Below are 26,496 nucleotides of genomic sequence, written 5' to 3' on the forward strand. Positions count from 1 at the left end.
AATGAAGACAATAATACAGAATAAAATCCTAAAAAATAGGGCATATTTTCTGTTTTCGACTATTGTCTATCGAGCCAAACCATCTTGTCGGGCTCGGTTTCGGACACGTTGAGCACGGGTTTTGCTGTCCGGGTGAGTCGAAACGATAGTGGCTACTTTGCCACCCTGCCCTCCCCCATTCATCTTGGCTAACTTCTCGAACGACGTAGCGAGCGCCAGTACGTTATAACCGTTACGTTTCAAAAAACCATAGCTGTAATCATCGGCTTCTGTTTCCTGCCGACGGCTGAATGATGCGCCCAACAAATAATCGGCTACGCCCGCCAGTTGTGAACGCGACAATTTCCCAACGGCTCCAGACGTTGAAGCGGCTGCGTTACGTACTGCCGACCGACGTAGTGCGCTTTTCATGGCATCACGCGTGTCGTGGTTAATCACGTGACCGATTTCGTGCCCCATAATGGCCAGCAATTCGTTATCAGTCATGATGTCCATCAACCCTTTGAAGACGCGAACACTGCCATCGGCTGTAGCAAACGCGTTGGCGTCAGCCACTTTATACACTTTGTAGTTGATAGGCAACCCGCTTACTGTACGGTGACGACTGACAATTCGATTCAGACGTATCGTGTAGGGATCGCTGGGGCCAGCTACTGGATTTTTAGCATCCATTTCCACGACGGCTTGCCGGGATAATTCGGCAACCTGCGCATCCGAAACCAATGCCGAATTGAGCGCGTCAATTGCAGCCTGAGCAAGAGTGGACTTATCCTGCGCCTGGGCCACAATTGGCAACCAGAACAGCAAAAAGAGTTTATCAAATAAGCGTTTCATAGTTGAGTTGTCTAGTGAATTTGGTCTGTAAACCAGTTCTATACTGAATGTATTGACTATTTTTAACGAAAAAAGTTTATCCGGTCCATAAAAAAGCGGAGGTATTCTGATCAGAATACCTCCGCTTTTTTATGATTTCACTACGTTTATTTCCGACGTCCAAACAGACGTAGCAGGTATAGAAACATGTTGATAAAATCGAGGTACAAACGTAGCGCACCCATGATAGCTTCTTTTCGGTCTTCATCAGTTCCGGCATTGCCTATTACGTTCATTTCCTTGATTTTCTGGGTGTCGTAAGCGGTCAGTCCCACGAAAATCAGTACACCTGCATACGTAGCAACCCAGTACAATGTTTCGTTCTGCCAGAACAGATTCACCACCGACGCAATGATCAGACCAATCAACGCCATAAGCAGAAAACCGCCCCACGACGTCAGATCACGTTTGGTGAAATAGCCATAAGCACTCATCGCGCCGAACGTACCGGCGGTAACAAAGAAAGTCGATGCGATAGAACCTCCGGTATACAGGATGAAAATGGAAGCCAGTGTCAGGCCATTCATTACCGCATACCCCAGAAACATGAACGTAGCAGTCTGGGCCGATACACGCTGGATAGCCGCCGATAGTGACATCACCAGCAATACTTCGCCAATGAGCAAGGCATAGAAAACCAGCCGATTACCAAAAATCAGATTTAGTACAGCCGGCGTGCTGGCTACCCAAATCGAAACGACAGCGGTTACAAGCAGAGCTACGGTCATCCAGCCGTAGACCTGCGTCATAAAAGCAGCCTGCTCGCGTTTAATGTCTTCGGCGGATAGATAAGGATGTTGGTTGGAATAAGATTGTGGCTCCATAGAATGTGTAGTAGGTTTAGGACAGAAAGAACGGTAAATGTCTGCTTATATCCAACATGGTAACGTAGCATCCACCTACATTACGTTCCAGCTCACGAAAAAGCCCAACGACAGAAGTCATTGGGCTCGTTTACAGAATTCTGTTTACTTATTGCAAATTCGAGTCTTCGTTGCTGTTGAACGTATCACCCTGTTTAATATCGCCGGTTTTCAGCCCTTTTTTAAACCAGTAAACCCGTTGCGCCGAAGATCCATGCGTAAATGCATCGGGCACTACGTGTCCTCGGGTTTGCTCCTGAATACGGTCGTCGCCGATGGCGTTAGCTGCCGTTAAGGCTTCTTCAATATCACCCGGCTCAAATTCGAAGCTCTTTCCCTGCGCCTGATTCGCCCACACACCCGCAAAAAAATCGGCTTGCAGTTCTAGACGTACCGACACCTTGTTATACTGTCGTTCACTCATCCGCGCCCGTAACTGATCGGTTTGGTTCATGATACCAAGCTGGTTCTGAACGTGGTGCCCCACTTCATGCGCAATTACGTAAGCCATTGCAAAATCGCCGGGTGCGCCAAATCGCTGACTCAGTTCATCGTAAAAAGACAAATCGATATACAGTTTCTGATCGCCGGGACAATAAAAAGGCCCCGATGCTTCAGTAGCCGTACCACAACCTGACTGCGTTACGCCCCGGAACATAACTAATGTCGGCTGGCGATAGCGCGCGCCCTGTTCAGCAAATATCTTCGTCCAGATGTCTTCTGTACTGGCCAGAACTTTCCGGGTAAACTTGGCAGCCTCATCGTCGGCCTGCGGATCGGCAGGGGCCTGTGTTGCCTGAGACTGTGGGCTCTGATTCAGCACATCACCCGGATCGCCACCCAGCAGCATCACAATGATGGCGATTACAACAGAACCAATTCCGCCCCCCACCAGCAGGCCTCCCCCGCCCATACCCCGGCGGTCCTCGACATTACCGCTTTCGCGACCTCCTAACCAACGCATAGTTTTATTCGGTTATAACTAGTTATACAATTCGTACTGGCAAGATTACCGTTTCTGGCGATAAAATGTTTAATAACAGCTAATTTATTCGTCAATACCTGGTCATAAATGTCCGTCACATAATGTGAATTATGGCTAAGTTAACGTAACAGGTATCAAGCGATACGTAGCATTCGTTCAGAATACAGGGCTGACTAAGACAGTTTTTGTTAAGTACCACAACCTAACTGTGTTCCAGTAACGTACCACTACGAAAACCAAGTTGCTATTTTACAGTTTCATTTGTAATAAACTAACGTAGCGATCATGGCAAACGACCAAAAAATTGACCGGCGCGACGATGTCAATCCGTCCGAAGGCGAGCACAAATACGGCGATGTTACTTTTGCCGATCAAACCAATAAAAAATATCCAATCGATACTCCCGAGCATGTTCGGGCTGCCTGGAGTTATATCAATCATAAAGACAATGCGGCCAAGTATGATCGTGAGGAAGTAGTCACAATTAAAGAGCGAATTAAAAAGGCAGCGTTAAAATTTGATATTGAAATTAACGATTAAATACAATTTTAATTTCTTGATTTACTGATATTATTTTTCAGTAACTTTTAATATATTTTTACAGCATAAACATACTTTATTATAGCCATATATCCATTATCAAGAATATGATTTTATTGATATACTGCTTTAGTGTACAACTTTAAGTATTTATAAACCAGATATTTATTGTTTTGTATAATACTGCAATAGATAGATATGTGTTTTTTGATATTCGTTAGCTAATTGTTCGCATTTCTTCCTATTAATTCTTCCACACTGTTATTTTATAATACATTTTTTTATGCTTACTTTACCGATACCCCATAAATTAAATGATAAGTCAGCCCATGAATGTTCGTTTAACAGACGAAGAGATGATTCGTCGCTATCTTCCCAGCCAGCCCTCTCATTGTTTTGAAACACTTTACAACCGCTACGCTAACAAAGTATACCGTCGATGTTTATCGATGACCAAAAATTCAGAACAGGCACAAGATTTCACACATGATATTTTCCTGAAAGTTTTCAATAAACTAGATGCCTTTCAGGAGCGTTCAAGTTTCTCAACCTGGCTCTATTCCATTTCATTCAACTACTGCTCAGATCAAATTCGGCTGGCGAAACGACTATCAGTAACAGCACTGGATGACACATTAAACCAGGACTTTCCTGAATCGCGGGAGTCGGCCATTCACGAAGAAACCATGCATCTGGTGAAGCGGGCCATGGAAACGATCTCACCCAAAGAACGGGCGCTTCTTCAGCTTAAATACGAGGATGGCCTGAGCATCGACGCCATTGCCGAGCAGTATAATCTGAAATCCAGCACCGTTAAAATGCGGCTTAAACGTACACGCGACAAACTACAACGTCTGTATAGCCATCGGTACGCTTGTGATTTACTGGACTAAACAAACCATTTTACCGAGCTAAGAAGTCAGTTCGTCATATAGATTACTTAGTATGTAAAAATCCCCGGCGCCATCAGCACCGGGGATTCCGTTTTCCTAACCTATGACATTCTTCTATGAGATCTTAGCGGCCGCCCATCGGGATTAAATATCCGAATGAAAGCATGGCAGCTTGTGGTGTCGTTTTATCTTCATTACCAACCAGATAGCTATATCGGCCTTCCAGCAATACGGTACCGGGTCCTGCCTTCAGGGCTACACCAGCACCACCCGATACACCATAATTAAACCGGCCCTGCTGGCTCATATCAATCGTCTGCGAATCAGACTGACCACCTTCCCGTACTGAAACAGTTCCACTTACGGCGTATGTCCCAACGGGTCCTGCATTGACAAAAAAGCGCAGGTTGGGTTGACCAAATGATGCTTTGAGCAAAACAGGCACTTCTACCAGATTGTATTTGATCTGTAAATAATCAGATCCCAGAGCCAGGCGCGCTCCATACTGGCTGAAAAGGATTTCGGGCTGCACGGAAAAACCTGGGCCACCGATATTCATCACAAGTCCGCCGTGGAAACCCATAATCCGCTCCAGTTGAACACCCGCGCCAACGGCTGCCACATCCGTTCCACCAATTGTCGAGGAGTTGCCTCCTAACCGTACGCCAATCCGGAACTTACTTTCGGCAACTGCAACAGGGCGTACCTGCGGCCGTTCTGCTACGGGCTGAGCCGTTGGTTTGTTGGCTGGCTCTACTGCTTTAGGTTCGGCAACTGGCTGTGCCTGAGGTGCTGGTTGTTCGGTCGTAAAACGAGTCGATGCTGGGGCAGGCGCAGGTTTCGCAGCCGTCGACGTAGCACCGCTGGCCTGTGAACGAATTGTAGCTTTTTGTGAAGCCGAAGCAACGGGTTTGCGAGCGGCAGTACGTGTCTGAGCCGACCCGCCGAATGGTACGACTAATAAGGCAAGAATCAAGAAGTTGTATTTCATTATCTTTTCGTTTTTTTGTTGTTTACGATTCAAATTTGGCGGATAGAAAAAGTGAACGTATCAGAAAGGTAGGTGAACTGGAATTATAGGCGCGTGAATTGGTGAAAAGGCGCTTTAGGGTGTCGACGATACGTTGGTTCGACGGGTGTCAAAACTGAGAAATGAAATCGTGCTCCCGATACGTAGCATTTCGATGTCGGAACGCTTTCTGAACCAGAAAATTGATACATTTGATTGAGCTAAAATCTTATTCCTCTTACTCATGAACGTAGCACCCAAATCCCTCAAAGCCCTTGATTGGACAGTTCAGACTATCCGTTTTTGCCAGCACCATTTTCTGTTCATTTTCAGTCTGGGACTCATTGCCGCCTTCGGGCGAGCCATTCAGTTAAGGGCTTTTGGCCCTGTCAGTCCAACGGCCCATGTGCTTCTGGAAGTGGTCATTGAATCGGCCCGAATTCTGATTTTCCTGTATGCGCTGGGATTCACCAATATTCGGAAAGGAGTTGTTCGGTTAACGCAATTGGTAACCAACAAAACAGGGCGTCGGCAGAACTGGCGACTGGCGATGCAAACGCTACGTACCAAGTGGCTATCGTTGCTGGCTAATTTTGTAGCTTTTTTAGTGATCGCCTTCCTATTCAACGTATTGATTAATCACATCGCTTACGAAACCTGCCTGTACATTACATTGAAAGCCCGCCAGCTAATTTCCGACCAGACATCCGAGTGGGCTATTATTCTGTTTTTCAAGAATATATCCGTTATCCCATTCACCCTGATTTTCAACGCGCTGTTTTGTCTCTGGCTGGTTAACCGGCTGCCCAAAACAGCTCTGTAATGAATAATATGGGATGGATAATGAACAATGAAGGATGCGTAACGTTAATTTTTTCAGTATGCCTTATTCATTGTTCATTATCCATTCATACTGATGACCATCGAATTATATAGCGTTCCCGTAACCGATACGTCGAACGTATCGGACTCACCAATTTCGAATACTACAGGTGAACTCCCGGAGCAGGAACCTGAAATCAGCCCCGACAATTTGCTTGGCAGTTTTGATACGCGAGAGGAAGCACTGGCGTTTGTTGAAAATGATACGTCAGCAAATAACCAAACTATCACCGATAGCCAAACGAACTCGTTCGATGCCTATACACATGTCGAATTGCTGACGGTAACGATACGTAACGAAGACCAGTCCACCGCTACAAAGCAGTACTATCTGGTTAATGACGAAGGTTATTGAGCCGTACTACCAACATCAGCGTAGGTGCTACGCTGGGGCGGGGATGAAAACTGAACTGAGTGGATGAGTCGTGTACTTATCCACTCTTTTTTTAGGGTTGAATAAGCTGAGCCGTTGCGTGGGTCTGATGATAGGCTTGTATACTACGCGATACCATGGCACTCATCAGGAGCAGCGACAGAAAAAGACTTGCCAGAAGGAAATTCTTAACTTTCATAGTAGCGTTGTTTACTGGTTGCAGGGTGATACAAAGTTGCTATACAACCACCAGCACTCCTATTACAAATTGACAAGACGTCAATTTTAGCGGATAAACTGTCGAAAATCATCGATAAATCGCATTAGCCTTCTGACGAAAAAACCGGTTTCGAAAAAAAGTGAAAATTTTTCTTGACTCTCCCCTTACGTCATAGTCTACTTTTGGCTTGTCAATCGCAAACGTGATTTTTATGCGACAGTATTCGGTCAACAAACTGGCGAAACTTGCGGGTGTCAGTGTGCGCACGCTGCACCACTACGACCGGTTAGGTCTTCTGAAGCCATCGATCCGTACCGAGGCCAGGTATCGGCTGTATGGAGAAAACGAGTTGTTACGTCTGCAACAGATTCTGTTTTTCAAGGAACTGGATTTTTCGCTGGCCGACATTCTCGCAATCATGAACGACCCGGAATTCAACCTGCTTACGGCGCTTGAAAGCCATAAACAGGCGTTGAAAGCTCGCCAGGACCGACTTACTACGTTGCTCTCGACGATTGACAAAACGATTTCAACCATAAAAGGAGAACGAGTCATGTTAACCAACGAAGAGTTATACGAAGGCTTCCCAAAAGGTCAGGAGTACCGAGAGGAAGCCGTAGAGAAATACGGTGCGAAAACCATTGAAGACAGCGAAGCGAAACTGCGGCAACTCGGTAAAGCGGGTTTTGAGCAATTGAAAGCCGACCAGCTAGACATTGCTCAGAAGCTGGCAAGCCTGGTTCATCAGGACCCGACCAGCCCGGCTGTGCAGGAGCAAATCGCCCGACACTACGTTAATATTCGGGGTTTCTGGGGAGAAGAAGCCTGCCAATCGAAAGACATGCAGAAAGCGTATAAAGGATTGGCGCAGTTGTACATCGATGACCCACGCTTTACAACTCAGAACGGTCAGGAAAACCCTGAATACGCAGTTTTTCTGAACAAAGCGATGGTATACTTTGCTGATACACAGCTAACGTAGCAGACTACACATCAGCGTTATTTTGTCATGCTGAGGCACGAAGCATCTTACGATTTCTTTATTCTCTGGTTAGGATGCCTCAAGATGCTTCGTGCCTCAGCATGACAAAAACAGATAGTCAACAAGCGTTTAAAAGTCTGATAGAACCACTACGTAACAGAACCAATCAATCAGGCTGGGTTGGTAGTCTTTCGTTGTTGCTACGTCGGTTGAGTCGGTAAATCAGTCCGATTACTACGTTGTTTTTACCACTGGCCGACTGAGGTGTGAAAACGCCACTATCGAACGTAGCAGGATTATAATTCGTCTGGTTCACCAGGCCGAGCTGCAGAATCAGGTGTTGATCGAATTGAAAGCCGACGCCCGCATAAAACCGATTCCGCTCGAAAACAGGACCAACTGGATTCAGGAAAATTTCGTCGTAAATTGACAGAAAGAACGTATTGTCGGTAACCGTTAAGTGGTTAAGTGGAATGAACGTATTGAGCCGGTAACGAATCCGACTTCGGAACGGATTTGTTCCATCCCGATATGTAAACCACCGCTGTTCAACCCGGTATCGATGTTCAAACTTAAGCCGGGCAAGATACTGATTAATAGTTAGTTGTTGCCAAAGCCGCATTTCGACGTTAAGCGGTCCGGTCGATAAATCATGATGATCATACGTAGCGTAGCGACCACCGGCGACCATCAGCGAAAAATTTTTATCAAGATCGTAACTGACACCGCCTTTCAACTCATTGTAGAAAAACTGCTGAAACAGTCCATTGCTACGTGCCTGAATTTCAGCAAAACCACCCCACTTTTTTTCACCAGCCGGCACAACCAACGTACCAATAAACCAGGTTCCGGTAGACGTAGCAGGCATAACGGCAGTCTGGGCAAACGAATGGTAGCTAGTTCGGCTAAATACGGTGACAGTCAGGAAGCAAACTAGAAGAAGGCGGCTCACAGATACGGTTCTCTTTGACAAAAAATATAGACAAAAGTAGCGATTGTTAACCAGATATGAATTCGGTGATTTGACAATCCTCACTTTGGCAGCTGGAAACGTATCAGCGTATATTTCGTATCAGTCATACAATTGGATTAGAGTAGAAATTGACTTTCCGATAATTTAAAACGATACGTATCGCCCAGTGAACGCCCTCGAAACAGACTACCTATGAAACCTTATACCAAAGCCGGACTCGTTTTTTCGGCGCTCCTATTAAGCCTATCTAACGGATTTAGCCAGAATCAGCAACCCACACCCGTCATGATGGATTCGGCAAATGTAGTTGTACCGGGTGCTACGCCCCAGAAGATTTCCAGCCAGTTCACCTTCACCGAAGGCCCAGCGGTCGATAAAAACGGGGCAGTTTTTTTTACCGATCAGCCCAACGATAAAATCTGGAAATTCGATACCGACGGCAGTATTTCGCTGTTTATGGACAAAACCGGACGCTCGAACGGGCTTTATTTCGACAAGAAAGGAAACATCATTTCCTGCGCCGACGAGAAAGACGAGCTATGGTCTATCAGCCCCGACAAGAAAGTGACGGTATTAATGACTGATTATCAGGGACAGCGCTACAATGGCCCCAACGATTTATGGATCGACGCCAAAGGAGGCATTTACTTCACCGACCCGTACTACCAGCGCGATTATTGGGAACGGAAAAAACCCGATATGGAAGGGCAAAAAGTTTACTACCTGCCAGCCGGTAAAAAAGAAGCTATCATCATGGATGCTGAACTGATGCAGCCCAATGGCATCGTGGGTACACCCGACGGCAAGTACCTTTACGTAGCGGATATCAGGGCGAGCAAAACATACAAGTACGAAATTGCCTCCGATGGCAAACTAACCAATCGGCAATTATACGTGTCGCAGGGCTCCGATGGTATGACGCTTGATAGTCAGGGAAATGTGTATCTGAGCGGCAGAGGCATCACGGTTTATAATCCGGCAGGTAAGAAAGTAGCTTTTATTCCAGTTCCGTCGCGGTGGGCGGCCAACCTCTGTTTTGGTGGAAAAGATCGCAAAACGCTGTTCATTACAGCTACTGAATCAGTCTATACCTTACCAATGCAGGTGAAGGGAGTTGAGTAATTACCAGGCCCCGACAGGCTCTGGCTGTCGGGGCCTTCCCAACTACGTAGCAAATCGACCGTAAGCAACAAACAGGCAAATCAGGAAGATAAATACGTTCAGCAAGACGGTACGTCTTTCGTTACGTTGGTAGTGAATAATGCCTGCCGGCAACATTATCAATCCCAAGCAGATAGCCGAAACAGGCGTCAGAATCGGCAAAATCTGGGTGTACCAGGGTAGCAGCAGTCCCAACGTACCGAGTAATTCAGAAAACCCGATAAACCGGATGAGGGGCGTCGACAGATGCTCAACACCTGTTTGCCCAATCGTCACCAGTTCAGGAGCCAGCCGGGTCGATTTCATCCAGCCGGAGTAACCAAATACTACCGCCAGAAAGCCCTGAGCGAGCCAGAGTGAGATATCCATAACCATGTTCATTACGTTCTGAAGCAAAGTTGAACGTAGTAAACTGGCTTTCCTTTGACAATTGTCAAAAACTAAACCTGAGCCCGCATCCGGCTCAACGTTTCGGGAGTCATGCCCAAATAAGAAGCGACCATACCCAATGGAACGCGCTGAATGAATGTAGGATTTAGGGCTATCAGGTTGCGGTACCGTTCCAAAGCAGTAGCAAAATGAAGTTCGTCGAATCGTCGCTGGAGCAAAAGCATCCCATGATTTGCCAGCAACCGCCCCAACCGTTCGATGTCGTGATGTTGCTGATAAAGTGTTTCCAGCCCATCGTGCGAAATACCCCAAAGCACTGATGGCTCCAGTAGTTCAACGATACGTCGGTCGGGCTGCTGCGTCAGGAAACTACTAAGCGAAACCGCAAACTGACCTTCGGCGCTGAGCCAGTCTGTTACGTCCTTTCCGTTCTTGTAGTAATACGTTCGGGTCAGACCAGATTCGATAAAATACACCCATCGGCAAATCGTGTTTTGCGGTATCAATACGTGTCCTTTCGGCAGTTCCAACCGTTTTAATACGTTCGCCATCGCGTCCTGACTGTCGGGCGACAAGGGCGTAAAACGGTTAATGGCTTCCAGAAACGGGTTGGTGATTATCATTATTTATTGACCTTGTAGTAACGCAAGTGGCACAGGTGTTACTACGTTCCCATTTTTTAGATTTCTGCGCAGCTATTAGTGAGCCGCAGTACGCAAGAATTAGCATAACACCTTGTAAATTTGCAGATTGATTATTACTTTCCTCGGGGTGGGATAGCTGCCGTCATGGTTATTTCGACGCTGGCACCGAGTACCAGTTTAGCTACGCCTACGGTGGTGCGCGCTGGATAGGTGCCTTCCTTGAAGAATTGCTTATAGATAGCATTCATTTTCGGAAAGTCGTCTATATTAGTCAGATACACCGTGACACTCACTACGTTATCGAGCGACGTACCACCATCTTTCAGAACCGCTTCGATATTCTGAATGGTTTGCTTTGTTTCCGCTTCAATACCGCCTGATACCAGTTTGCTCGACGCATCGGTGCCGACCTGCCCCGATACGAACAATAATCCATTACTAATCACGCCCGGACTAAACGGGTAAGGGAGCGAAGGCGCATTGCGTGGTTTGATAATTTGTTTGGTTTGTCCAAACATGAAGCTGCTGGTACTCAGCAACAATAACAGACAGACGAATAGATGTTTCATAGAGGCTGTTGGTGATACGTAAAAACGGGTAAATATAACTTTTGGGGTTATTTTTAGGGTATTCAACTTTAACTCTATAATTTCACCACCTTAAAACGTAACACGACCTTACAAGCCTTATGTCAGCTTCCAAACGTGTCCTGATTGCCGAAGATAGCTCAGTTATCCAGAATCTGGCCCGCAAAATTCTTGAGTTTCAGAACTACGACATCACGGCCGTCAAAAATGGCGAGCAGGTGCTGCAAATTCTGGATAAGGAAGATTTCAGCATTCTCCTGCTGGATATCAACATGCCCCTGATGGATGGAATGGAGTGCGTTCGACGGGTTCGGGCTTTGCCGGATTCGAAAAAAGCGAGCCTGCCGATTGTAGCCATCACCGGCAATGCGAAAAACTATACAGAGGAAGAATTCAAAACCGCCGGATTCAACGACGTATTGGTAAAACCCCTCAACTTCGACCGCCTTGTTGAAGTCGTAAATCAGTTGACAGACTAAATTAAAGAGCGAAAGAGCGAATGAGTGAAAGAGCGTTGGCGCTGTAAATTCGCTCTTTTACTCATTCGCTCTTTCGCTCATTATGGTCATTACCCTGCTTGGAACGGGAACATCGTCGGGCGTACCGTTGATTGGCTGCTCCTGCGAGGTATGCCGGTCTGTCGATTTTCGTGATAAACGACTACGTACATCGGTTCATATCGCTGTGGAGGGACGTAGCTTCATTATCGACACCGGCCCCGATTTTCGCCAGCAGGTACTCCGTTTGCATCTTCAGCAGCTCGACGCTGTAATTTTCACCCACGAACACAAAGACCATACGGCAGGATTCGATGAAATCCGGGCTTATAATTTCCGGTCGGGCAAGGACGTTCCGGTTTATGGTCGGCCATCAGTGCTGGCTCAGTTACAGCGTGAATTCGCCTACATTTTTGCCGAGCACAAGTACCCAGGCGTAGCCCATGTTCAGTTAAATATCGTTGAAAATAAGCCGTTTGAGGTATTGGGCGTACCTTTTATTCCCATCGAAGCCCTACATCACCGCCTACCCGTATTTGGCTACCGAGTAGGCGATTTTACGTACCTCACCGACCTTAATTTCATTTCCGACGAAGAACTGGAGAAAGTATACGGAACCAAAGTTCTCATTCTGGATGCCCTCCAACGACAACCGCACATCTCGCACTTCACCCTCGATCAGGCCATTGCCCTCGCCCAGCGTGTAGCCGCCGACAAAACGTATTTCGTGCACATCAGCCATAAGTTGGGGCTTCATAAGGAAGTAGAAAAAGAGCTTCCCCCCTCTATTCGGCTGGGTTATGATGGAATGCAAATCAAATTATGAGATTGATTTAAAAGCAGTCCTAACTGGTCCTCAAACCATTTCCTGCAACGTAGCGTTACGTGTTTAGAATACAAAACCCTATGGTGCTGACTGTAAAACCTTCCCGGTCGTTTTCCGATGAATTGCTGGATCAATATCGCCAGCAGGGAGATATTCCTGCGGATACGGTCATTACGTCGATCGTCGAAGCAGAAGGGCCAACGGGTTTACATACACTTATGCGCTGGCTGGCCGACGTAGATAACGTAACGACTATTGATCAGCCATTAGCGGTTCAGCGTTTTTTTGAGCAATACGCTCATCTGCCCGACTGGGCAGATCAGAGTCGCATGAAACGTAGTATGGATGTGTTTCAAAAGCACGACCGGCTCATTGGGCTTCTGCTGGGCTGTTATTCCCTCCCCTATTGCTATCTGGGTGCGCAGGGAGCGCAGGTACTTTGGCTCACCGAACGTATCAAACACGATACTAAGCGCCGACTACAGGAAACCAGCGAATGGGTATATGCCGTCAATAATCCAAAAGAGTGGGCAACTGGTAAAGCGATTATACGTACCCTGAAAGTCAGACTGATTCACGCCGGAGTACGCTGGTACACGCTACGTTCCAATCGGTGGGATATGGCATGGGGACATCCTGTTAATCAGGAAGATATGGCCGGAACAAACGGAGCGTTTTCCTACATCGTGCTACGTGGTCTTCGGAAGTCGGGTATTACGTTGAGTGAGCAACAGGAAGAAGATTACCTGCATCACAGCAACGTCATTGGTTTTCTGAATGGCGTGGCAACAGAGTTACTACCTCAAAATCTTCGTGAAGCGTATCACCTCGACCGGGCCATTAGCCGACGGCATTTTACTACGTCCGAAGCGGGTATAGGACTTACTAGCTCCCTACTCAACGCTATTGCTGCCGGTATCCCAGATCTATCAAGCAATCAACGACCCGAAACACTCCGGAACCTCGCGGCCGGTGAAATGCGTTTCTTCCTGGGCGATACGTATGCCGACTGGCTTGGTATACCGAACGCACCCGTCGAAAAACGAATCGCCGGGTTATTAAATCGCTTCCCTATTTTTCCTCTGTGAATCTCCGTGTCATCTCTGTGCATCTGAGTGTAATAACTGGAACACGGAGATGCACAGAGATGACACGGAGATTCACAGAGATGAGTATTATTCAATTAGAACCTATTGCTGCGTTGGCTACAGCTCCAGGCATCGGTGCTATCGCAGTGCTACGTGTGTCGGGCGAGGGAGCTATTACGTTAACTAACCGGATTTTTCGGGGAAAAGACCTTACCGTACAGGCGTCACATACGGCGCATTTTGGTACGATACGACAACCTGACGGTAGTATCATCGACGAGGTTTTAGCGACGGTTTTTCGGGGGCCCAGATCATTCACGAAAGAAGACGTGGTTGAAATTTCGTGTCATGGTTCGGAGTTTATTATCCAGCAAATTCTTCGTCGGCTAACGCAGGAAGGGGTTCGTTTGGCTCGTCCGGGAGAGTTTACGCAACGTGCGTTTCTGAATGGTCAGTTCGACTTGGTACAGGCGGAGGCTGTTGCTGACCTGATCGCGTCGGATTCAGATGCCAGCCACCGGGCGGCTTTAACGCAATTACGAGGTGGGTTTTCGAAACAACTGAAGGAACTACGCCAGCAACTGATTGATTTTGTAGCTCTAGTCGAATTGGAGCTGGATTTTGGCGAAGAAGACGTCGAATTCGCACAACGAGACAGACTTCGGCAGTTGATGCTTGATATTCGGCGTGTGTTGCATCCACTGATTGAATCGTTTTCGGTCGGTAATGCTATAAAAAATGGCGTTCCGACAGTAATTGTCGGTAAGCCCAACGCTGGAAAGTCGACCCTGCTGAATGCGTTATTAAACGAAGAAAAAGCGATTGTGTCTGACATTCCCGGCACTACCCGTGATATAATTGAAGATGAATTATTCATCAACGGAATTCGCTTTCGACTGATCGACACAGCTGGTCTGAGACAGGCCACCGACCAGATTGAAGCTATCGGTATTGAACGAACACAGCAGAAAATGCGCGATGCGGCCCTGATTATTTATCTGTTTGATGCTCAATTTATATTCCCTCACGATCTGCAAACCGCAATATCCGAAATGAAAGACTCAGGTAAGCCTTATTTGCTGGTTGGAAACAAACTTGATACGTTGACAACTGGCCGACGACAGGAATTGGAAGATGTAGCGATTGAGCCTATTGTATGGATATCGGCAGCTCGCCACGCAGGGATTGATACGTTGAAAGAAGCCCTTTCGTTACGTGTCCGCACTGATGCCGCAGTACAGACAGGAAGCGCTGTCGTTACCAATGCGCGCCACTACGAACACTTGACTGGCACCGACGACGCATTGGCTCATGCCACAAAGGGTTTGGATGCAGGCGTAACACCTGACTGGCTAGCTATGGATTTACGCATTGCCTTACAGCATCTGGGGGAATTAACAGGAGAAATTACAACCGATGATTTATTAGATTCTATTTTTAGCAAGTTCTGTATCGGAAAGTAAGACTACTTAACAAACGATTTACATTCATTACTAAATATTACTTAAAACCCTGAAAGTGGGTTTTAAGTAATATTTGGTATTTACAAGCTGGCTCTTATCAGAGGCCGTTTTTGGCGAAATTATGCAACCTGAAGCATCACATCGCACCATTAAGAGACTTACTGCTACTCACTTATCGGTAATCAAAAGTGTCCATACTTTCAGAAAAGGTATCTTATATGTATTTGTGACGACAATATCGATTTCTTCTAATCCTTGTTGATATAGTAAAAACTGAATACTCTTTTCTCTCTTATGATTGGCTGCACTGTCTACTTTTAGCTGATAATATACAGTTTAGGCCATCGTATAAATTAGATGTCAATTCTTAAAGCAACGCTTGTTTTAATACAAATTCTACTATTACTTTGAATTTCAAAGTAAACTCAGGCAAGCTGGAAATTGGTCTATACTCGGGATATAAACCAATTATTTAATGATTGATTTGATAACGTAGGATAAGCATTTAAACGAAGTAACCATGAATCTGGACGTAGTTCGATATGAGTCGTCAAACCCATTCCTTCTATAATAAATTTTCAGTCTTTTACCCCCTGGTCGATTTTTTCCTGAGACCACAAAAGACTAGATTATTTGATGAGGTCAACCAATTGCCCGCTGGTAATCTACTTGATATTGGCGTTGGCAACGGGGCAAATTTGCCCTTGTATAAAAAGCACCGCGTTACTGGCATCGATACATCTTTCGAGATGCTTTCAATTGCCAGCAAACGATATCATAAACAGGTTCGGCTATTGCTGATGAATGGAGAAGACCTGTTGTTTGGGGATGGACAGTTCGATTACGTTGTTCTATCCCATGTGATTGCCGTCGTCGATAATCCTGAACAACTGGTAGAGGAAGTATTCAGGGTGTTAAAACCTAATGGAAGGCTTTTTATTCTGAACCATTTTACCCCAAATAACTGGCTAAAACAGGTAGACTTTGCTTTCAGAATTTTCGCCAGAATGGTTCACTTCAAATCAGTTTTTTACATCCATGAACTAACGACAATCAGACGATTCAAGCTGCTGAAAGAAGTTCGATTTGGCTCAGCTTCCTATTTCAAACTTTTAATTTACCAGAAGCCGTGAGAAAGCATTTCTACTTTATCATAGCCCCGCTACTCGTCAGTTTGTTTATCTATTTGTTCTATCGAACAGAAAAAACGATTGTTAATGAAATCGCCATTCGTATAATTTCATTCGACACCTACACTACTTTACGGAATGCAGTCAATCGGTTTTTACCGCTGAGTGAATTGATAATCTATTCGCTGCCTGAGGGATTATGGGTGTTTTGCATTACGCTCACATCCAGGCCTTATTATATCCAGTTCAAAAACGTGCGAATCAATGGTGCGGGCCTTCCGCTTATCGTCTGCATTGGTCTGGAAATAGCGCAGTTACTTCATATTACGAATGGTCGATTTGATTTGGTGGACATTCTGATCTCGCTCATTTGCTGGTTCATTGCTGTTTTTGCTGCCGATGACAAACTGGATAAGCAGAATATACTGACCTCTCTAGACGGTAAAAGGATGGTCTGCTTATTCTCGTATGGTATTGTCTATTTATCCCATGTCTTAGCCTAACACGAAACGATCAGAATGCAGATGAACGGTATCAGGAAACACGTCGCCAGTTATAAACATGGGATGCGCGGAATAAAACTCGCTTTCCGGTATGAATTTGCCATGCGCTTTCATCTGATCGCTGCGGTTGGTGTTATTCTGGTCAACTATCTGCTTCAGATCAGTCGGACAGAATGGCTCATTACACTGATACTGATCGGCTTGGCCTGGATGGCAGAGGCCTTTAATACCGCCCTTGAAAAAGTAGCCGATCGGATAACTCAAGACCAGGATGTACTGATTGGTCAGGCAAAAGATCTGGCTTCGGGAGCCGTAACCATCATTTGCCTCTTTGCTGTAGTATGCGCCCTGATTATTTATTTCCCGTATCTATTTTGACATGGAGTTCTGATATACTTCCATTGATGGTAAATAGACGTGAAGATTTACTTTTCATAATTTCTGACCTTCTGATAACTAATGAGTTATGCGTAATGTCAAGTGAAACCAGTTAGCTACTACTCATTGTCCTAAAAGACGTTCCTTACCATTGTCCGAACTGCCCTTGTTTTTCGCCAACTTTTCTGTTTACAAAAACCCTCATTCATAACTAAATAACGATGCGCTTCGGGCTATTCATTTCTGTTTTATTCATGCTACGCTGTGGCCTGACTGACTACGTTATACCCATTAGTAATAGCCCGGTCGCCATTTCCTCAAACGCAGGCCAGATTGTATGGGATCAGAAAACGCTACGTAAGGTTTCTTCCGGCTCAAACGTTCGATACAGCGGTTATGCCCGACTGATTCAATTGCATGACCAATCACTCCTGGCCGTCTATGAGGCATCGGGTAGCGTTGTCGCCGTAAAAAGTACCGATTTAGGGGATAGTTGGTCGGTGCCTATACCCATAGCTCCCCGACAGGACGGTATCAATATGGCTGTTCCCGACGTAGTAGAATTAAAAGATCATTCGATTCTGGTTTGCTACAATCCCCGACCCTACAAAATTGACCCGTCCCGCCGGTTTAGCATACGTACCAAAAAAAGTTACGATGGTGGGCAAAGCTGGCAGGATGAACGGCTCCTTTACGAAGCTGGTTTTGAATTCAGCAACGGCTGTTGGGAACCAGCCGCCATTCAGTTACCCAACGGTGAGATCCAGTTGTTTTTCGCCAACGAAGGAATCTACCAGACCTCGAATGAGCAAAATATTTCGCTGCTACGTTCAACCGATAACGGGTTGAGCTGGACAAACGAACCATCCATAGTCAGCTTTCGGGCGGGAAGCCGGGATGGCATGCCTGCGCCGTTATTGCTCAGGAACGGCCGCGATCTTGTGTTTGCTATCGAAGATAATGGCTTCCATAATTTTAAACCTTATCTGATCCATTCGACTATCGTGCAAAATTGGCATCAGCCTGTAACTGGCAATAGTGCTGACCGTTGGTATGCGCTGGCCGAACCGATTCCCGATACGCTTTATGCAGGCGCGCCTTACTTAAGGCAGTTACCAACGGGCGAAACCTTACTGTCCTATCAGGGCACTGAGAACCGAATCAATCGAATGGCCAATGCCGAAATGAAAGTCGTTGTCGGTGACAGCCATGCGCGTAATTTCAGCCAGAAAAGTGTCCCCTTTAGTATTCCTGCCGGAAAGTCAGGATTATGGAATAGTCTAAGTATTCTGGCTGATTCGACCATCATTGCCCTCACCAGCACCAATGGCTATTCAGGCCGGGGCGAAGTTGAAGTCTGGATGATCAAGGGCCGACTAATGCATTAGTGTACGTCGTCAAGTAAATGTAAGGCCCTGTAATCACGGTAATACCTGCATCAGGCAGGAGAATAACGTAACAGCCTCCTTTTACTACGTAGTACTGTCCAATGCCTCCGTGAGAAATGAATGACCCTGATCAGTGGGATCGGAACGGTTAAAGAAGGGCGTATTCTGTCGTAGGAACGTAGCATGCATCTCGTTTGGAACCATCAAAATAGTATAATCAACCCTATGCAAAACAGACGTGATTTTCTTAAGCAGGCAGCGGCTGGTTCGGTTAGTGTAGCCGTAGGCGGTACGTTGGCTGGCTTTAGCCCCAAAAGTTACAATCGGATCATCGGAGCCAATGAATTGATCCGGGTAGCTACCATTGGTGTAAATAGTCGGGGAAACAGCATGGGCGGTACGTTTGCCCAGCAAAAAAATGGGGAAGTAGGCACCGTTTGCGACGTCGATGAACGGGCTATTCCCAAGGCGATACAAACCATTGCCAAAACCAAGCAAACACTGAAACCTAAATCGGAAAAAGACTGCCGTCGGGTACTGGAAGATAAATCAATCGATGCTATCTATATCGCCACGCCCGATCACTGGCATGCTCCGCTAGCGATTATGGGCTGTCAGGCAGGCAAACACGTTTATGTTGAGAAGCCATTAAGCCACAATCCTCATGAAGGCGAGTTGGCGATTGCCGCTGCCCGCAAATACAACCGCGTGGTGCAGATGGGGGCGCAGCGTCGTTCTGCACCAACCCTGACAGAAGGTATTGAGCAGTTGCACAAGGGCATTATTGGCCGGGTGTATCTGGCTAAAACCTGGTACACCAACAAACGAAAAGCCACTACGCTCAAACCCGGCACAGTACCCTCGTGGCTGGACTATGACTTATGGCAGGGCCCCGCTCCCCGAAAGCCTTACCAGGAAGGATTAATTCATTACGACTGGCATTGGTTCTGGCACTGGGGCACTGGAGAAGCGCTCAACAATGGTACGCACGAAGTAGACGTAGCACGCTGGGGTCTGGGTGTTGATTTCCCAACACGAGTTAGTTCGGTAGGAGGTCGGTATGAATTCAAAGACGATTGGCAGACGCCTGATACACAGATTATTATTATGGATTATCCGGGAAGAATATCGTTAATGTGGGAATCCCGAAGTTCAAACGGACGAAAAATTGAAGGGCTCGACCGGGGCATTATTTTTTATGGTGAAAACGGCAGTTTAGATACAGGTGGCGATAGTTACAAAGTTTATGATCTGGATGGCAAATTAGTAAAGGAAGTGAATCCATCAGTCGCCGAAAGTGATGTGCAGGGACGTAATACGGCAAGTCCAAGTTTAGGTATGGACAATCTCCACGTAATGGACTTTCTGGATGCTATAAAATCCAACAGGCGTCCAAACTGCGATGTCGAACTGGGTTACAAAAGTGTGGTGGCCATGCAACTCGGCAACATTGCCTGGCGAGTGGGCCGGGATCTGAAGATTGATCCTCAGAACGGTCACATTCTGGATGATAAAGAAGCTCAGAAACTTTGGCGTCGCGATTACGAGAAAGGTTGGGAACCCAAAGTTTAATCAAAGCAGGCCTAAAGTGCCAAACAGAACTAGAACAAAACGTGACAACGTACCACCGGGACCCTAGTGGTACGTTGTCTACAAAATCACTGACTAAACTCCTGGATTTAGTGAATACCCTCTCCTGAACGCTCATTACTACGTGTTTAGCTTGACCCACGCACAATAAGTTGAGTAGGCAGAACCACTCGTTCAGGCATTTCGGTAGCAGAACCTTCCATGGCATTGAGCAGAAGCCGGGCAGCTTCGCGTCCTAGATCGTCAACGGGCTGCACGACGGTCGTCAGGCCCGGTTCAACTAATTCGGAGATTGGGTCGTTGCTGAAGCCGACAATCGCTAATTCATTGGGCACGTGCAATCCTCGGCTACGGCAAACTTTCAGTACTTCGATGGCCGTAGGATCGTTAATGGTGAACAACGCATCAGGAGGTTGAGGCAGATTCAGCAGGTGGTTGATGTAGATATTCGCTTTTTCGAGCGTGAGGTCATACGAGATAATTAGCTCTGGTTCAATAGGCAAACCGTAGTGTAGCAAGGCATCACGGTAGCCATTTAACCGATTACGAGTATTGGGCAGCGAATCGGGACCCGCTAAATGGGCAATCCGTCGACGACCGGATTGAATCAGATGTTCGACCGCCACAAACGCCCCCCGATAGTCGTCTACCGTTACGTTCGGTACGTTCATGTCTTCGCAAACCCGGTTGAAAAATACCACTGGAATACTTTTTCGCTGAAATGTACGGAGGTGATCGAAGTTGCGGGTTTCTTTGGTGTGCGATACCAGCAGCCCATCGACCCGGTTCGCCAACAGCGTGTGAGCATTCGATACTTCCATTTCATACGACTCACCCGACTGACAAATCACTACGTTATAACCCGCCTTCGTCAGTACCTGCTGGGCGCTGATAATCACCCTCGGAAAAAAGTAGGAAATAAACTCCGGTACCAGAATTCCTATGGTCCGGGTTTGATTAGTGAGCAGCGAAATGGCCAACTGATTCCGCTGGTAGTCTAGCTGTTCGGCCAGCTCCAGCACGCGTTGCCGAGTTTTGGCGTTAACATTGGGGTGATCTGTCAACGCTCTCGAAACGGTCGATTTCGATATGCCTAATTGCCGCGCAATATCAATGATGGTTGTTAAGTGTCGCTGCACGATATTGTATTTTTCTAATTTTCGACTATTTTCCTTACAAATTGGCCTGAACAAGGACGTTAACTTTGGGAATGTTCCCAATTTTTTTTGGGAATGTTCCCAAAAAAATAATCAAACTATTCCTTGACAAAAGCCACTTTATCTGCCAAATTCAAATAGCCCAGAGAAAACAGGCGTCCAGTGCCTTTTTAACCCCACTCTAATTGAACATTTCGTTTTTACTGTGCTACGTAATTAAATCATTAAAAATTTAACTATTCCTAGAAATGCCTCTCATGAAAACACGAATACGTTTTCTAGTATGCCTTCTCATAACGATCCTATTTATGGGATCGGATGCGTGGGCGCAGAATCGCACCGTAAGTGGGCGCGTTGTTGGGCCCGATGGGGGCGATCTACCAGGTGTTAGTGTCGTCCTGAAAAGCACGCAACGCGGAACTACTACGGATGCTTCTGGACGTTTCTCAATCCCTAACCTTCCTAACGACGCCGTTCTGACTTTTTCGTACATCGGCTACGTATCACAGGACGTAACGGTTGGTAATCGCTCAACGCTCGACGTAACACTGCAATCTGATGACCGTTCGCTGAATGAAGTTGTGGTGGTTGGTTATGGCACGCAACGAAAAGTAGAAACCACGGGCTCCATTGCGTCGGTAAAATCGTCGGAACTGATACAAACCCCGGTATCCAACGTAGCGCAGGGCTTGCAGGCACGCGTATCGGGGGTACAGGTGAACCAGAATACAGGGGCTCCCGGCGGAAACATCAGCGTTCGGATTCGCGGAACAAACTCGATCAACGGAAACTCGGAACCGCTCTACGTAGTGGATGGGATTCAGATTTCGAACAGTGGCGGTATTAATGATGTCAGCCCGCTGTCGAGCATCAATCCGAACGATATTGAATCGGTCGAGATTTTAAAAGATGCTTCGGCGTCAGCTATTTACGGTTCACGCGCGGCCAATGGGGTCGTACTGATTACGACCAAACGAGGCAAAACCGGCGCGACGCGCGTTACGCTGGATAGTTATTATGGGGTGCAGAATGCAGCCAGAAAACTGGACCTGCTGAATGCCGCCGAGTTTGCCCAACTGGAAAACGAAACCTTTAAGAACAACTTCTACACCGATCCGAAATCGCTGGGCGAAGGAACCGATTGGCAGAGCTTTATTTTCCGGCAGGCGCCCATTCAGAGCCATCAGTTATCGATAAACGGCGGGTCTGAAAAAACGCAACTGTCGCTCTCGGCCAATTACTTTGATCAGGATGGGATCATAATCAACTCCAATTTCAAACGGTATTCATTACGTCTTAATCTCGATCACCGCATCAGCGACCGCTTCAAAGTCGGAACCAGTATTCTGGGAAGCCGTTCCACCAACTCCGGCGTAACGACTGGTTCGACAACGATTGGCGACGGTGGGGCCGTAGTAGGTACCATTATGGGCTCGGCAATTGGTGCCCCACCTCTTCTGAAGCCCTACCGCGAAGATGGTACAATCTGGCCGTTTGGCGAACAGGCCGACGGTCGGTATCGGGAAAATGCGAACCCGCTGAATTACTTAGCCATACTGAATCAGTTAGTGATTCAACGGACGCTGGCCAATGTGTATGCCGATGTTACGTTAATGAAAGGGCTTACATACCGGGCTTCGTTTAATCTCGACATGGACAACCGAATCCGTGATACGTATTCGCCCCGATCAATTGTGAGCCTTACCGATTTGAACGACAACTCAGGGTCGGGTTCGAAGACCAACTCGAACAATCTCACGCTGTTGCACGAGAGCATTCTGACGTACGGTACTACGTTCGCCAAAGTTCATTCATTCAAAGCTACGGCCGTGTTTGCTACCCAAACGGGTCAGTCAAACTCAAACAGCATTAGTGCCACTGGTTTTCCGAACGATGCAACGCAAAACGAAGCCCTGCAACTGGCGCTGAATCGCACTGTGAGCAGTGCTCGCAGCACACAACGGCTCGACTCGTATATGGGACGTATCAACTACGGATTCAAGGATCGATATTTTCTGGACCTGACGGCCCGTATTGACGGTTCGAGCCGGTTCGGAGCCAACAATAAATATGGTCTTTTTCCGGCTATTTCGGCGGGCTGGCGCATTATCGAAGAGCCATTTGCCAAATCGCTTAGCTGGCTATCGGACCTGAAACTACGCGCCAGCTACGGCATTACAGGGAATGCGGCAGGAATCGATCCGTACCAGTCGCTGGCAACGGTTTCGGCCTCGGGTAGCGATTATAACATCAACCACGCCTACGTAACGGGCATCAATCCGTCGGGAATTGCCAACCCGGATCTGCGCTGGGAGCGGTCAGCCCAGACCGATGTTGGCCTCGACATTGGTTTACTGAACAACCGTATCAGCTTTATCGTCGATGTGTATCAGAAAAAAACCGATGATCTTCTCTACGTAAAAGCCCTCCCGCTGAGTTCGGGTTACAGCACCATTACGGGTAATTTCGCAGCACTCGAAAACAAAGGACTCGAACTGGCTGCCAATGCCCGGATTCTGGATGGCCCCCTAAAATGGAGCGTATCGGCCAACGCTACGTTCAACCGCAACAAAGTGCTGAGCCTGGACGGAGGCACTACGCAGGAACGTTTTGTAACGACTTATACCGTATTGAAAGTAGGCAGCCCGCTCGGCCTGTTCAAAACCTACGTATTCGATGGTATCAACCAAACTGGCGAATCGATTACGCCGGGCTACGATGGACGGCTGGGTGGCCACAAAGTGAAAGACGTCAATGGCGATGGCACCATCACGGCTGCCGATCAGGTCATTACAGGCGATCCGAATCCGAAGTTCATCTACGGTTTTTCGACAAATCTTTCGTTCAAAAACTTCGATTTCAGCGGCTTCCTGTCGGGTACGCAGGGCAACGACATTTATAACGCCAGCCGCCTATCGTTCGAAGTTCCGTTGGGTGGGCGTAACCTGTTCAAGGGCGTCGTCAATCGTTGGACGCCTACTAACCCCAGCAATCAGTACGTTAGTCCGGCGCAGGGAAGTCGCCTGCCTGTTACCAACTACGTAGTGGAAGATGGTTCGTACCTGCGTTGCCGGAACGTAACGCTGGGCTACACGCTGCCCCGCATCAAAGGCACTCAGAATCTTCGGGTGTACGTGAGCGCCAACAACCTGTTCACGATCACGAAATACAGCGGCTTCGACACCGAAGTCAATACGTACGCTGGTTCTAACACACAAATTGGTATCGATAACCTCGTGTATCCACAAGCGAAGTCGTTTTTGGGAGGTTTGCAGATCACGCTATAAATCAGAACCAGGATTTTAACAGGATTGAAAAGATTTACAAGATTTTGTCTTCTAGTCTCAATCTTGTAAATCTTTTCAATCCTGTTAAAATCCTGGTTCAAGACATATTCAAATGAAAAAAATACTCATCCCCATACTCGCAGCGCTTTGCCTGGCAGGCTGCAAACTGGACGAAACCATTTACTCGTCCATCTATACCGAAGCGTTCTACAAGACGGCGGCCGATGCCGAAAAAGGCCTGATTGCGGCCTATGATCCACTGGCCGATATGTGTAGCGGACCCGCGCTAACGCTGGTGCCTGATTTCAGTGACGACCAAACTTACCCACGTGGCGTGGTTGGACGTAATACGCTGACACTCTTTACGTACGACGTCAACTATACGGTTCAGAAAAGTAACAACCGCACCATGGAATCGCCCCAGCAGATCTGGGCATCGGGTTATGATGGCATCGAAAAGGCCAACTGGATTATCGCCAAAGTGCCAGCCGCCAACATGGCCGAAACACGCAAGAAACAGATCATCGGCGAAGCGTATTTCCTGAGGGCTTTTTACCTCTTTACGTTGACCAAAAACTTCGGCGATGTGCCCATCAAAACGACGCCAAGCTATTCGGAAACGGATGCTGTAGTAGGCAAAAGCCCTAAAGCCGACGTGTACAAACAGATTTACGCCGATCTGGATCAGGCGTTTGCGGCTGGTTTAGTCTCGTATCCAGCAGTAGATAAAGGTCGCCCGTCGAAAGAAGTGGTCAATGCGTTATACGCCAAGGCAGCTTTGTATAACGAAGATTGGGCAAAAGCACTGGAAAAAGCGCAGTCGGTTATTACGTCGGGTAAATACTCGCTGGTGCCCGATGTCCGTAACGTTTACAAATTCGACCAGGAAGATGCTGCACGTATCGAAAACATGTGGGCCTTCGAATCAGACCCTATCTCGCCGGGCCGGGGGCATCAATTGGTAGGTTTATGTGGTCCGGTGGGTAGTGCTGGCGTTGATTACGGACGAACGACTTTTGGCTCGATGTTCGCGTATATGTCCTTTTATCGATCGTTTAATCCCATTGATAAACGGCGGCTACTACTCGATACAAACTATGTCGACCGAAGCGGAAAAATTATTCCCCAACGGAGCATTACACCGATTACGACGGATGCCGTGCTGATCAAAAAATATCAGGACCCGAATTCAACGCAGGGCAATATTTCAAACATTCCGATTCTGCGACTAGCTGATACATACCTGATTGCGGCTGAGGCCGAAGCCCGGTTGAATGGCGGATCGGCAGCCGCTTATGGGTATATCAACACCGTACGCACACGGGCAGGACTCCCTAATTTACAGGCTGGCCTCGGCAAAGATGCGTTCATCGATGCCGTTATTCAGGAGCGCGCCTGGGAATTCTTCGCCGAAGGCGACCGCTGGTATGATTTGACACGTACCAACAAGTTCCTGACGGTAATTCCGAAAGCAGTAAACGCTGTGTATCCAACTCGTACGGTAACAGCGAAGAACAAATATTTCCCGATTCCACAGGATGAGCTAAACGCAAACCTGAAACTGGAGCAAAATCCGGACTGGAAATAAGTTGAGATAGATAGAACGCAGATTTTTATGCTCCTTATGATTGAACCTGTTTTAGTTTTCGAACAAGTCTTAAATGTGCGCTTTTGTCATGCTGACGAAGGAAGCATCTTAAAGCATCCTAACGTATTAATAAGGAAAGTTTAAGATGCTTCCTTCGTCAGCATGACAAAAGTCGCAATCGAGTAAAAGTTTAAACAGGTTTAATCAAAGGGTCATAAAAGTCCGC

General features: G+C 47.1%; 27 protein-coding genes. 17 read left to right on the plus strand and 10 right to left on the minus strand.

Features of this window, described 5'->3' with window-relative positions; genetic code table 11:
• Positions 1 to 66: 66 nt before the first annotated feature.
• The 3 genes from IC229_RS20885 to ypfJ form a co-directional block, all read right to left on the minus strand.
• Complete coding sequence (locus IC229_RS20885) at positions 67 to 834, minus strand: M48 family metallopeptidase (protein ID WP_190888959.1); 768 nt, start codon at positions 832 to 834, stop codon at positions 67 to 69.
• Positions 835 to 980: 146 nt separating this feature from the next.
• Positions 981 to 1,697, minus strand: coding sequence for a Bax inhibitor-1/YccA family protein (locus IC229_RS20890; RefSeq protein ID WP_190888960.1), 717 nt, complete (start codon positions 1,695 to 1,697; stop codon positions 981 to 983).
• Between the two features lie 148 nt (positions 1,698 to 1,845).
• On the minus strand, positions 1,846 to 2,700 hold the full coding sequence (ypfJ, locus tag IC229_RS20895; protein ID WP_190888961.1) for a KPN_02809 family neutral zinc metallopeptidase: 855 nt from the start codon (positions 2,698 to 2,700) through the stop codon (positions 1,846 to 1,848).
• A 306-nt stretch (positions 2,701 to 3,006) separates the two neighbouring features.
• Between ypfJ and IC229_RS20900 the strand changes: the two genes are divergently transcribed.
• Positions 3,007 to 3,261: a DUF6582 domain-containing protein gene (locus IC229_RS20900; RefSeq protein WP_190888962.1), complete on the plus strand. Its 255-nt coding sequence runs from the start codon at positions 3,007 to 3,009 to the stop codon at positions 3,259 to 3,261.
• 329 nt (positions 3,262 to 3,590) lie between these two features.
• Positions 3,591 to 4,154 (plus strand): RNA polymerase sigma factor, encoded by a 564-nt coding sequence (locus tag IC229_RS20905; RefSeq protein WP_190888963.1) that lies wholly within the window; start codon positions 3,591 to 3,593, stop codon positions 4,152 to 4,154.
• Positions 4,155 to 4,278: 124 nt separating this feature from the next.
• Here IC229_RS20905 and IC229_RS20910 read toward each other — a convergent pair whose 3' ends face one another.
• Positions 4,279 to 5,145 (minus strand): outer membrane beta-barrel protein, encoded by an 867-nt coding sequence (locus IC229_RS20910; protein ID WP_190888964.1) that lies wholly within the window; start codon positions 5,143 to 5,145, stop codon positions 4,279 to 4,281.
• A gap of 262 nt (positions 5,146 to 5,407) precedes the next feature.
• Here IC229_RS20910 and IC229_RS20915 point away from each other — a divergent pair, with 262 nt between their 5' ends.
• Both IC229_RS20915 and IC229_RS20920 read left to right on the plus strand, forming a co-directional pair.
• Complete coding sequence (locus IC229_RS20915) at positions 5,408 to 5,986, plus strand: hypothetical protein (RefSeq protein ID WP_190888965.1); 579 nt, start codon at positions 5,408 to 5,410, stop codon at positions 5,984 to 5,986.
• Positions 5,987 to 6,079: 93 nt separating this feature from the next.
• Entirely contained in the window at positions 6,080 to 6,400 is a 321-nt protein-coding gene (locus IC229_RS20920) for a hypothetical protein (RefSeq protein WP_190888966.1), read from the plus strand.
• Positions 6,401 to 6,491: 91 nt separating this feature from the next.
• Here IC229_RS20920 and IC229_RS35775 read toward each other — a convergent pair whose 3' ends face one another.
• A complete protein-coding gene (locus IC229_RS35775) occupies positions 6,492 to 6,617 on the minus strand; it encodes a hypothetical protein (RefSeq protein ID WP_262893400.1) in 126 nt (41 codons plus the stop codon).
• Positions 6,618 to 6,849: 232 nt separating this feature from the next.
• On the opposite strand from IC229_RS35775, the gene IC229_RS20925 reads away from it, so the two are divergent.
• Positions 6,850 to 7,620 (plus strand): MerR family transcriptional regulator, encoded by a 771-nt coding sequence (locus tag IC229_RS20925; protein WP_190888967.1) that lies wholly within the window; start codon positions 6,850 to 6,852, stop codon positions 7,618 to 7,620.
• Positions 7,621 to 7,786: 166 nt separating this feature from the next.
• On the opposite strand, the gene IC229_RS20930 is transcribed toward IC229_RS20925, so the two are convergent.
• Entirely contained in the window at positions 7,787 to 8,572 is a 786-nt protein-coding gene (locus tag IC229_RS20930) for a DUF2490 domain-containing protein (protein ID WP_317171606.1), read from the minus strand.
• A gap of 213 nt (positions 8,573 to 8,785) precedes the next feature.
• Between IC229_RS20930 and IC229_RS20935 the strand changes: the two genes are divergently transcribed.
• Positions 8,786 to 9,715 carry an SMP-30/gluconolactonase/LRE family protein gene (locus IC229_RS20935; RefSeq protein ID WP_190888968.1) on the plus strand — a complete coding sequence of 310 codons (930 nt, stop codon included), beginning with the start codon at positions 8,786 to 8,788 and terminating at the stop codon, positions 9,713 to 9,715.
• Between the two features lie 42 nt (positions 9,716 to 9,757).
• On the opposite strand, the gene IC229_RS20940 is transcribed toward IC229_RS20935, so the two are convergent.
• The 3 genes from IC229_RS20940 to IC229_RS20950 form a co-directional block, all read right to left on the minus strand.
• A complete protein-coding gene (locus IC229_RS20940; protein ID WP_190888969.1) occupies positions 9,758 to 10,123 on the minus strand; it encodes a DoxX family protein in 366 nt (121 codons plus the stop codon).
• A gap of 71 nt (positions 10,124 to 10,194) precedes the next feature.
• Entirely contained in the window at positions 10,195 to 10,767 is a 573-nt protein-coding gene (locus IC229_RS20945; protein WP_190888970.1) for a Crp/Fnr family transcriptional regulator, read from the minus strand.
• 134 nt (positions 10,768 to 10,901) lie between these two features.
• Positions 10,902 to 11,357: a RidA family protein gene (locus IC229_RS20950; RefSeq protein WP_190888971.1), complete on the minus strand. Its 456-nt coding sequence runs from the start codon at positions 11,355 to 11,357 to the stop codon at positions 10,902 to 10,904.
• Between the two features lie 119 nt (positions 11,358 to 11,476).
• On the opposite strand from IC229_RS20950, the gene IC229_RS20955 reads away from it, so the two are divergent.
• From IC229_RS20955 to IC229_RS20995, 9 genes are all read left to right on the plus strand, one after another.
• Entirely contained in the window at positions 11,477 to 11,854 is a 378-nt protein-coding gene (locus IC229_RS20955; protein WP_190888972.1) for a response regulator, read from the plus strand.
• 82 nt (positions 11,855 to 11,936) lie between these two features.
• The gene (locus IC229_RS20960) at positions 11,937 to 12,698 is read left to right on the plus strand and encodes an MBL fold metallo-hydrolase (protein WP_190888973.1); all 762 of its coding nucleotides are present in this window, start codon (positions 11,937 to 11,939) and stop codon (positions 12,696 to 12,698) included.
• Between the two features lie 80 nt (positions 12,699 to 12,778).
• Positions 12,779 to 13,786: an oxygenase MpaB family protein gene (locus IC229_RS20965; protein WP_190888974.1), complete on the plus strand. Its 1,008-nt coding sequence runs from the start codon at positions 12,779 to 12,781 to the stop codon at positions 13,784 to 13,786.
• An 80-nt stretch (positions 13,787 to 13,866) separates the two neighbouring features.
• On the plus strand, positions 13,867 to 15,249 hold the full coding sequence (gene mnmE / locus IC229_RS20970) for a tRNA uridine-5-carboxymethylaminomethyl(34) synthesis GTPase MnmE (RefSeq protein ID WP_190888975.1): 1,383 nt from the start codon (positions 13,867 to 13,869) through the stop codon (positions 15,247 to 15,249).
• 542 nt (positions 15,250 to 15,791) lie between these two features.
• On the plus strand, positions 15,792 to 16,382 hold the full coding sequence (locus IC229_RS20975) for a class I SAM-dependent methyltransferase (RefSeq protein WP_190888976.1): 591 nt from the start codon (positions 15,792 to 15,794) through the stop codon (positions 16,380 to 16,382).
• Entirely contained in the window at positions 16,379 to 16,882 is a 504-nt protein-coding gene (locus IC229_RS20980) for a hypothetical protein (RefSeq protein ID WP_190888977.1), read from the plus strand. The genes IC229_RS20975 and IC229_RS20980 overlap by 4 nt, the downstream gene beginning before the upstream one ends.
• A gap of 21 nt (positions 16,883 to 16,903) precedes the next feature.
• Entirely contained in the window at positions 16,904 to 17,260 is a 357-nt protein-coding gene (locus IC229_RS20985) for a diacylglycerol kinase (protein ID WP_190888978.1), read from the plus strand.
• Between the two features lie 254 nt (positions 17,261 to 17,514).
• Complete coding sequence (locus IC229_RS20990; protein WP_190888979.1) at positions 17,515 to 18,648, plus strand: sialidase family protein; 1,134 nt, start codon at positions 17,515 to 17,517, stop codon at positions 18,646 to 18,648.
• A gap of 225 nt (positions 18,649 to 18,873) precedes the next feature.
• Positions 18,874 to 20,220 carry a Gfo/Idh/MocA family oxidoreductase gene (locus IC229_RS20995; RefSeq protein WP_190888980.1) on the plus strand — a complete coding sequence of 449 codons (1,347 nt, stop codon included), beginning with the start codon at positions 18,874 to 18,876 and terminating at the stop codon, positions 20,218 to 20,220.
• 146 nt (positions 20,221 to 20,366) lie between these two features.
• Here IC229_RS20995 and IC229_RS21000 read toward each other — a convergent pair whose 3' ends face one another.
• Positions 20,367 to 21,377 (minus strand): LacI family DNA-binding transcriptional regulator, encoded by a 1,011-nt coding sequence (locus tag IC229_RS21000; RefSeq protein WP_190888981.1) that lies wholly within the window; start codon positions 21,375 to 21,377, stop codon positions 20,367 to 20,369.
• A 326-nt stretch (positions 21,378 to 21,703) separates the two neighbouring features.
• Here IC229_RS21000 and IC229_RS21005 point away from each other — a divergent pair, with 326 nt between their 5' ends.
• Both IC229_RS21005 and IC229_RS21010 read left to right on the plus strand, forming a co-directional pair.
• Positions 21,704 to 24,682, plus strand: a complete 2,979-nt coding sequence (locus IC229_RS21005; RefSeq protein ID WP_223834105.1) for a SusC/RagA family TonB-linked outer membrane protein — start codon at positions 21,704 to 21,706, stop codon at positions 24,680 to 24,682.
• Between the two features lie 112 nt (positions 24,683 to 24,794).
• On the plus strand, positions 24,795 to 26,270 hold the full coding sequence (locus tag IC229_RS21010; protein WP_190888983.1) for a RagB/SusD family nutrient uptake outer membrane protein: 1,476 nt from the start codon (positions 24,795 to 24,797) through the stop codon (positions 26,268 to 26,270).
• Positions 26,271 to 26,496 lie beyond the last annotated feature (226 nt).

The sequence above is a fragment of the Spirosoma profusum genome (assembly GCF_014699005.1).
Lineage (GTDB): Bacteria > Bacteroidota > Bacteroidia > Cytophagales > Spirosomataceae > Spirosoma > Spirosoma profusum.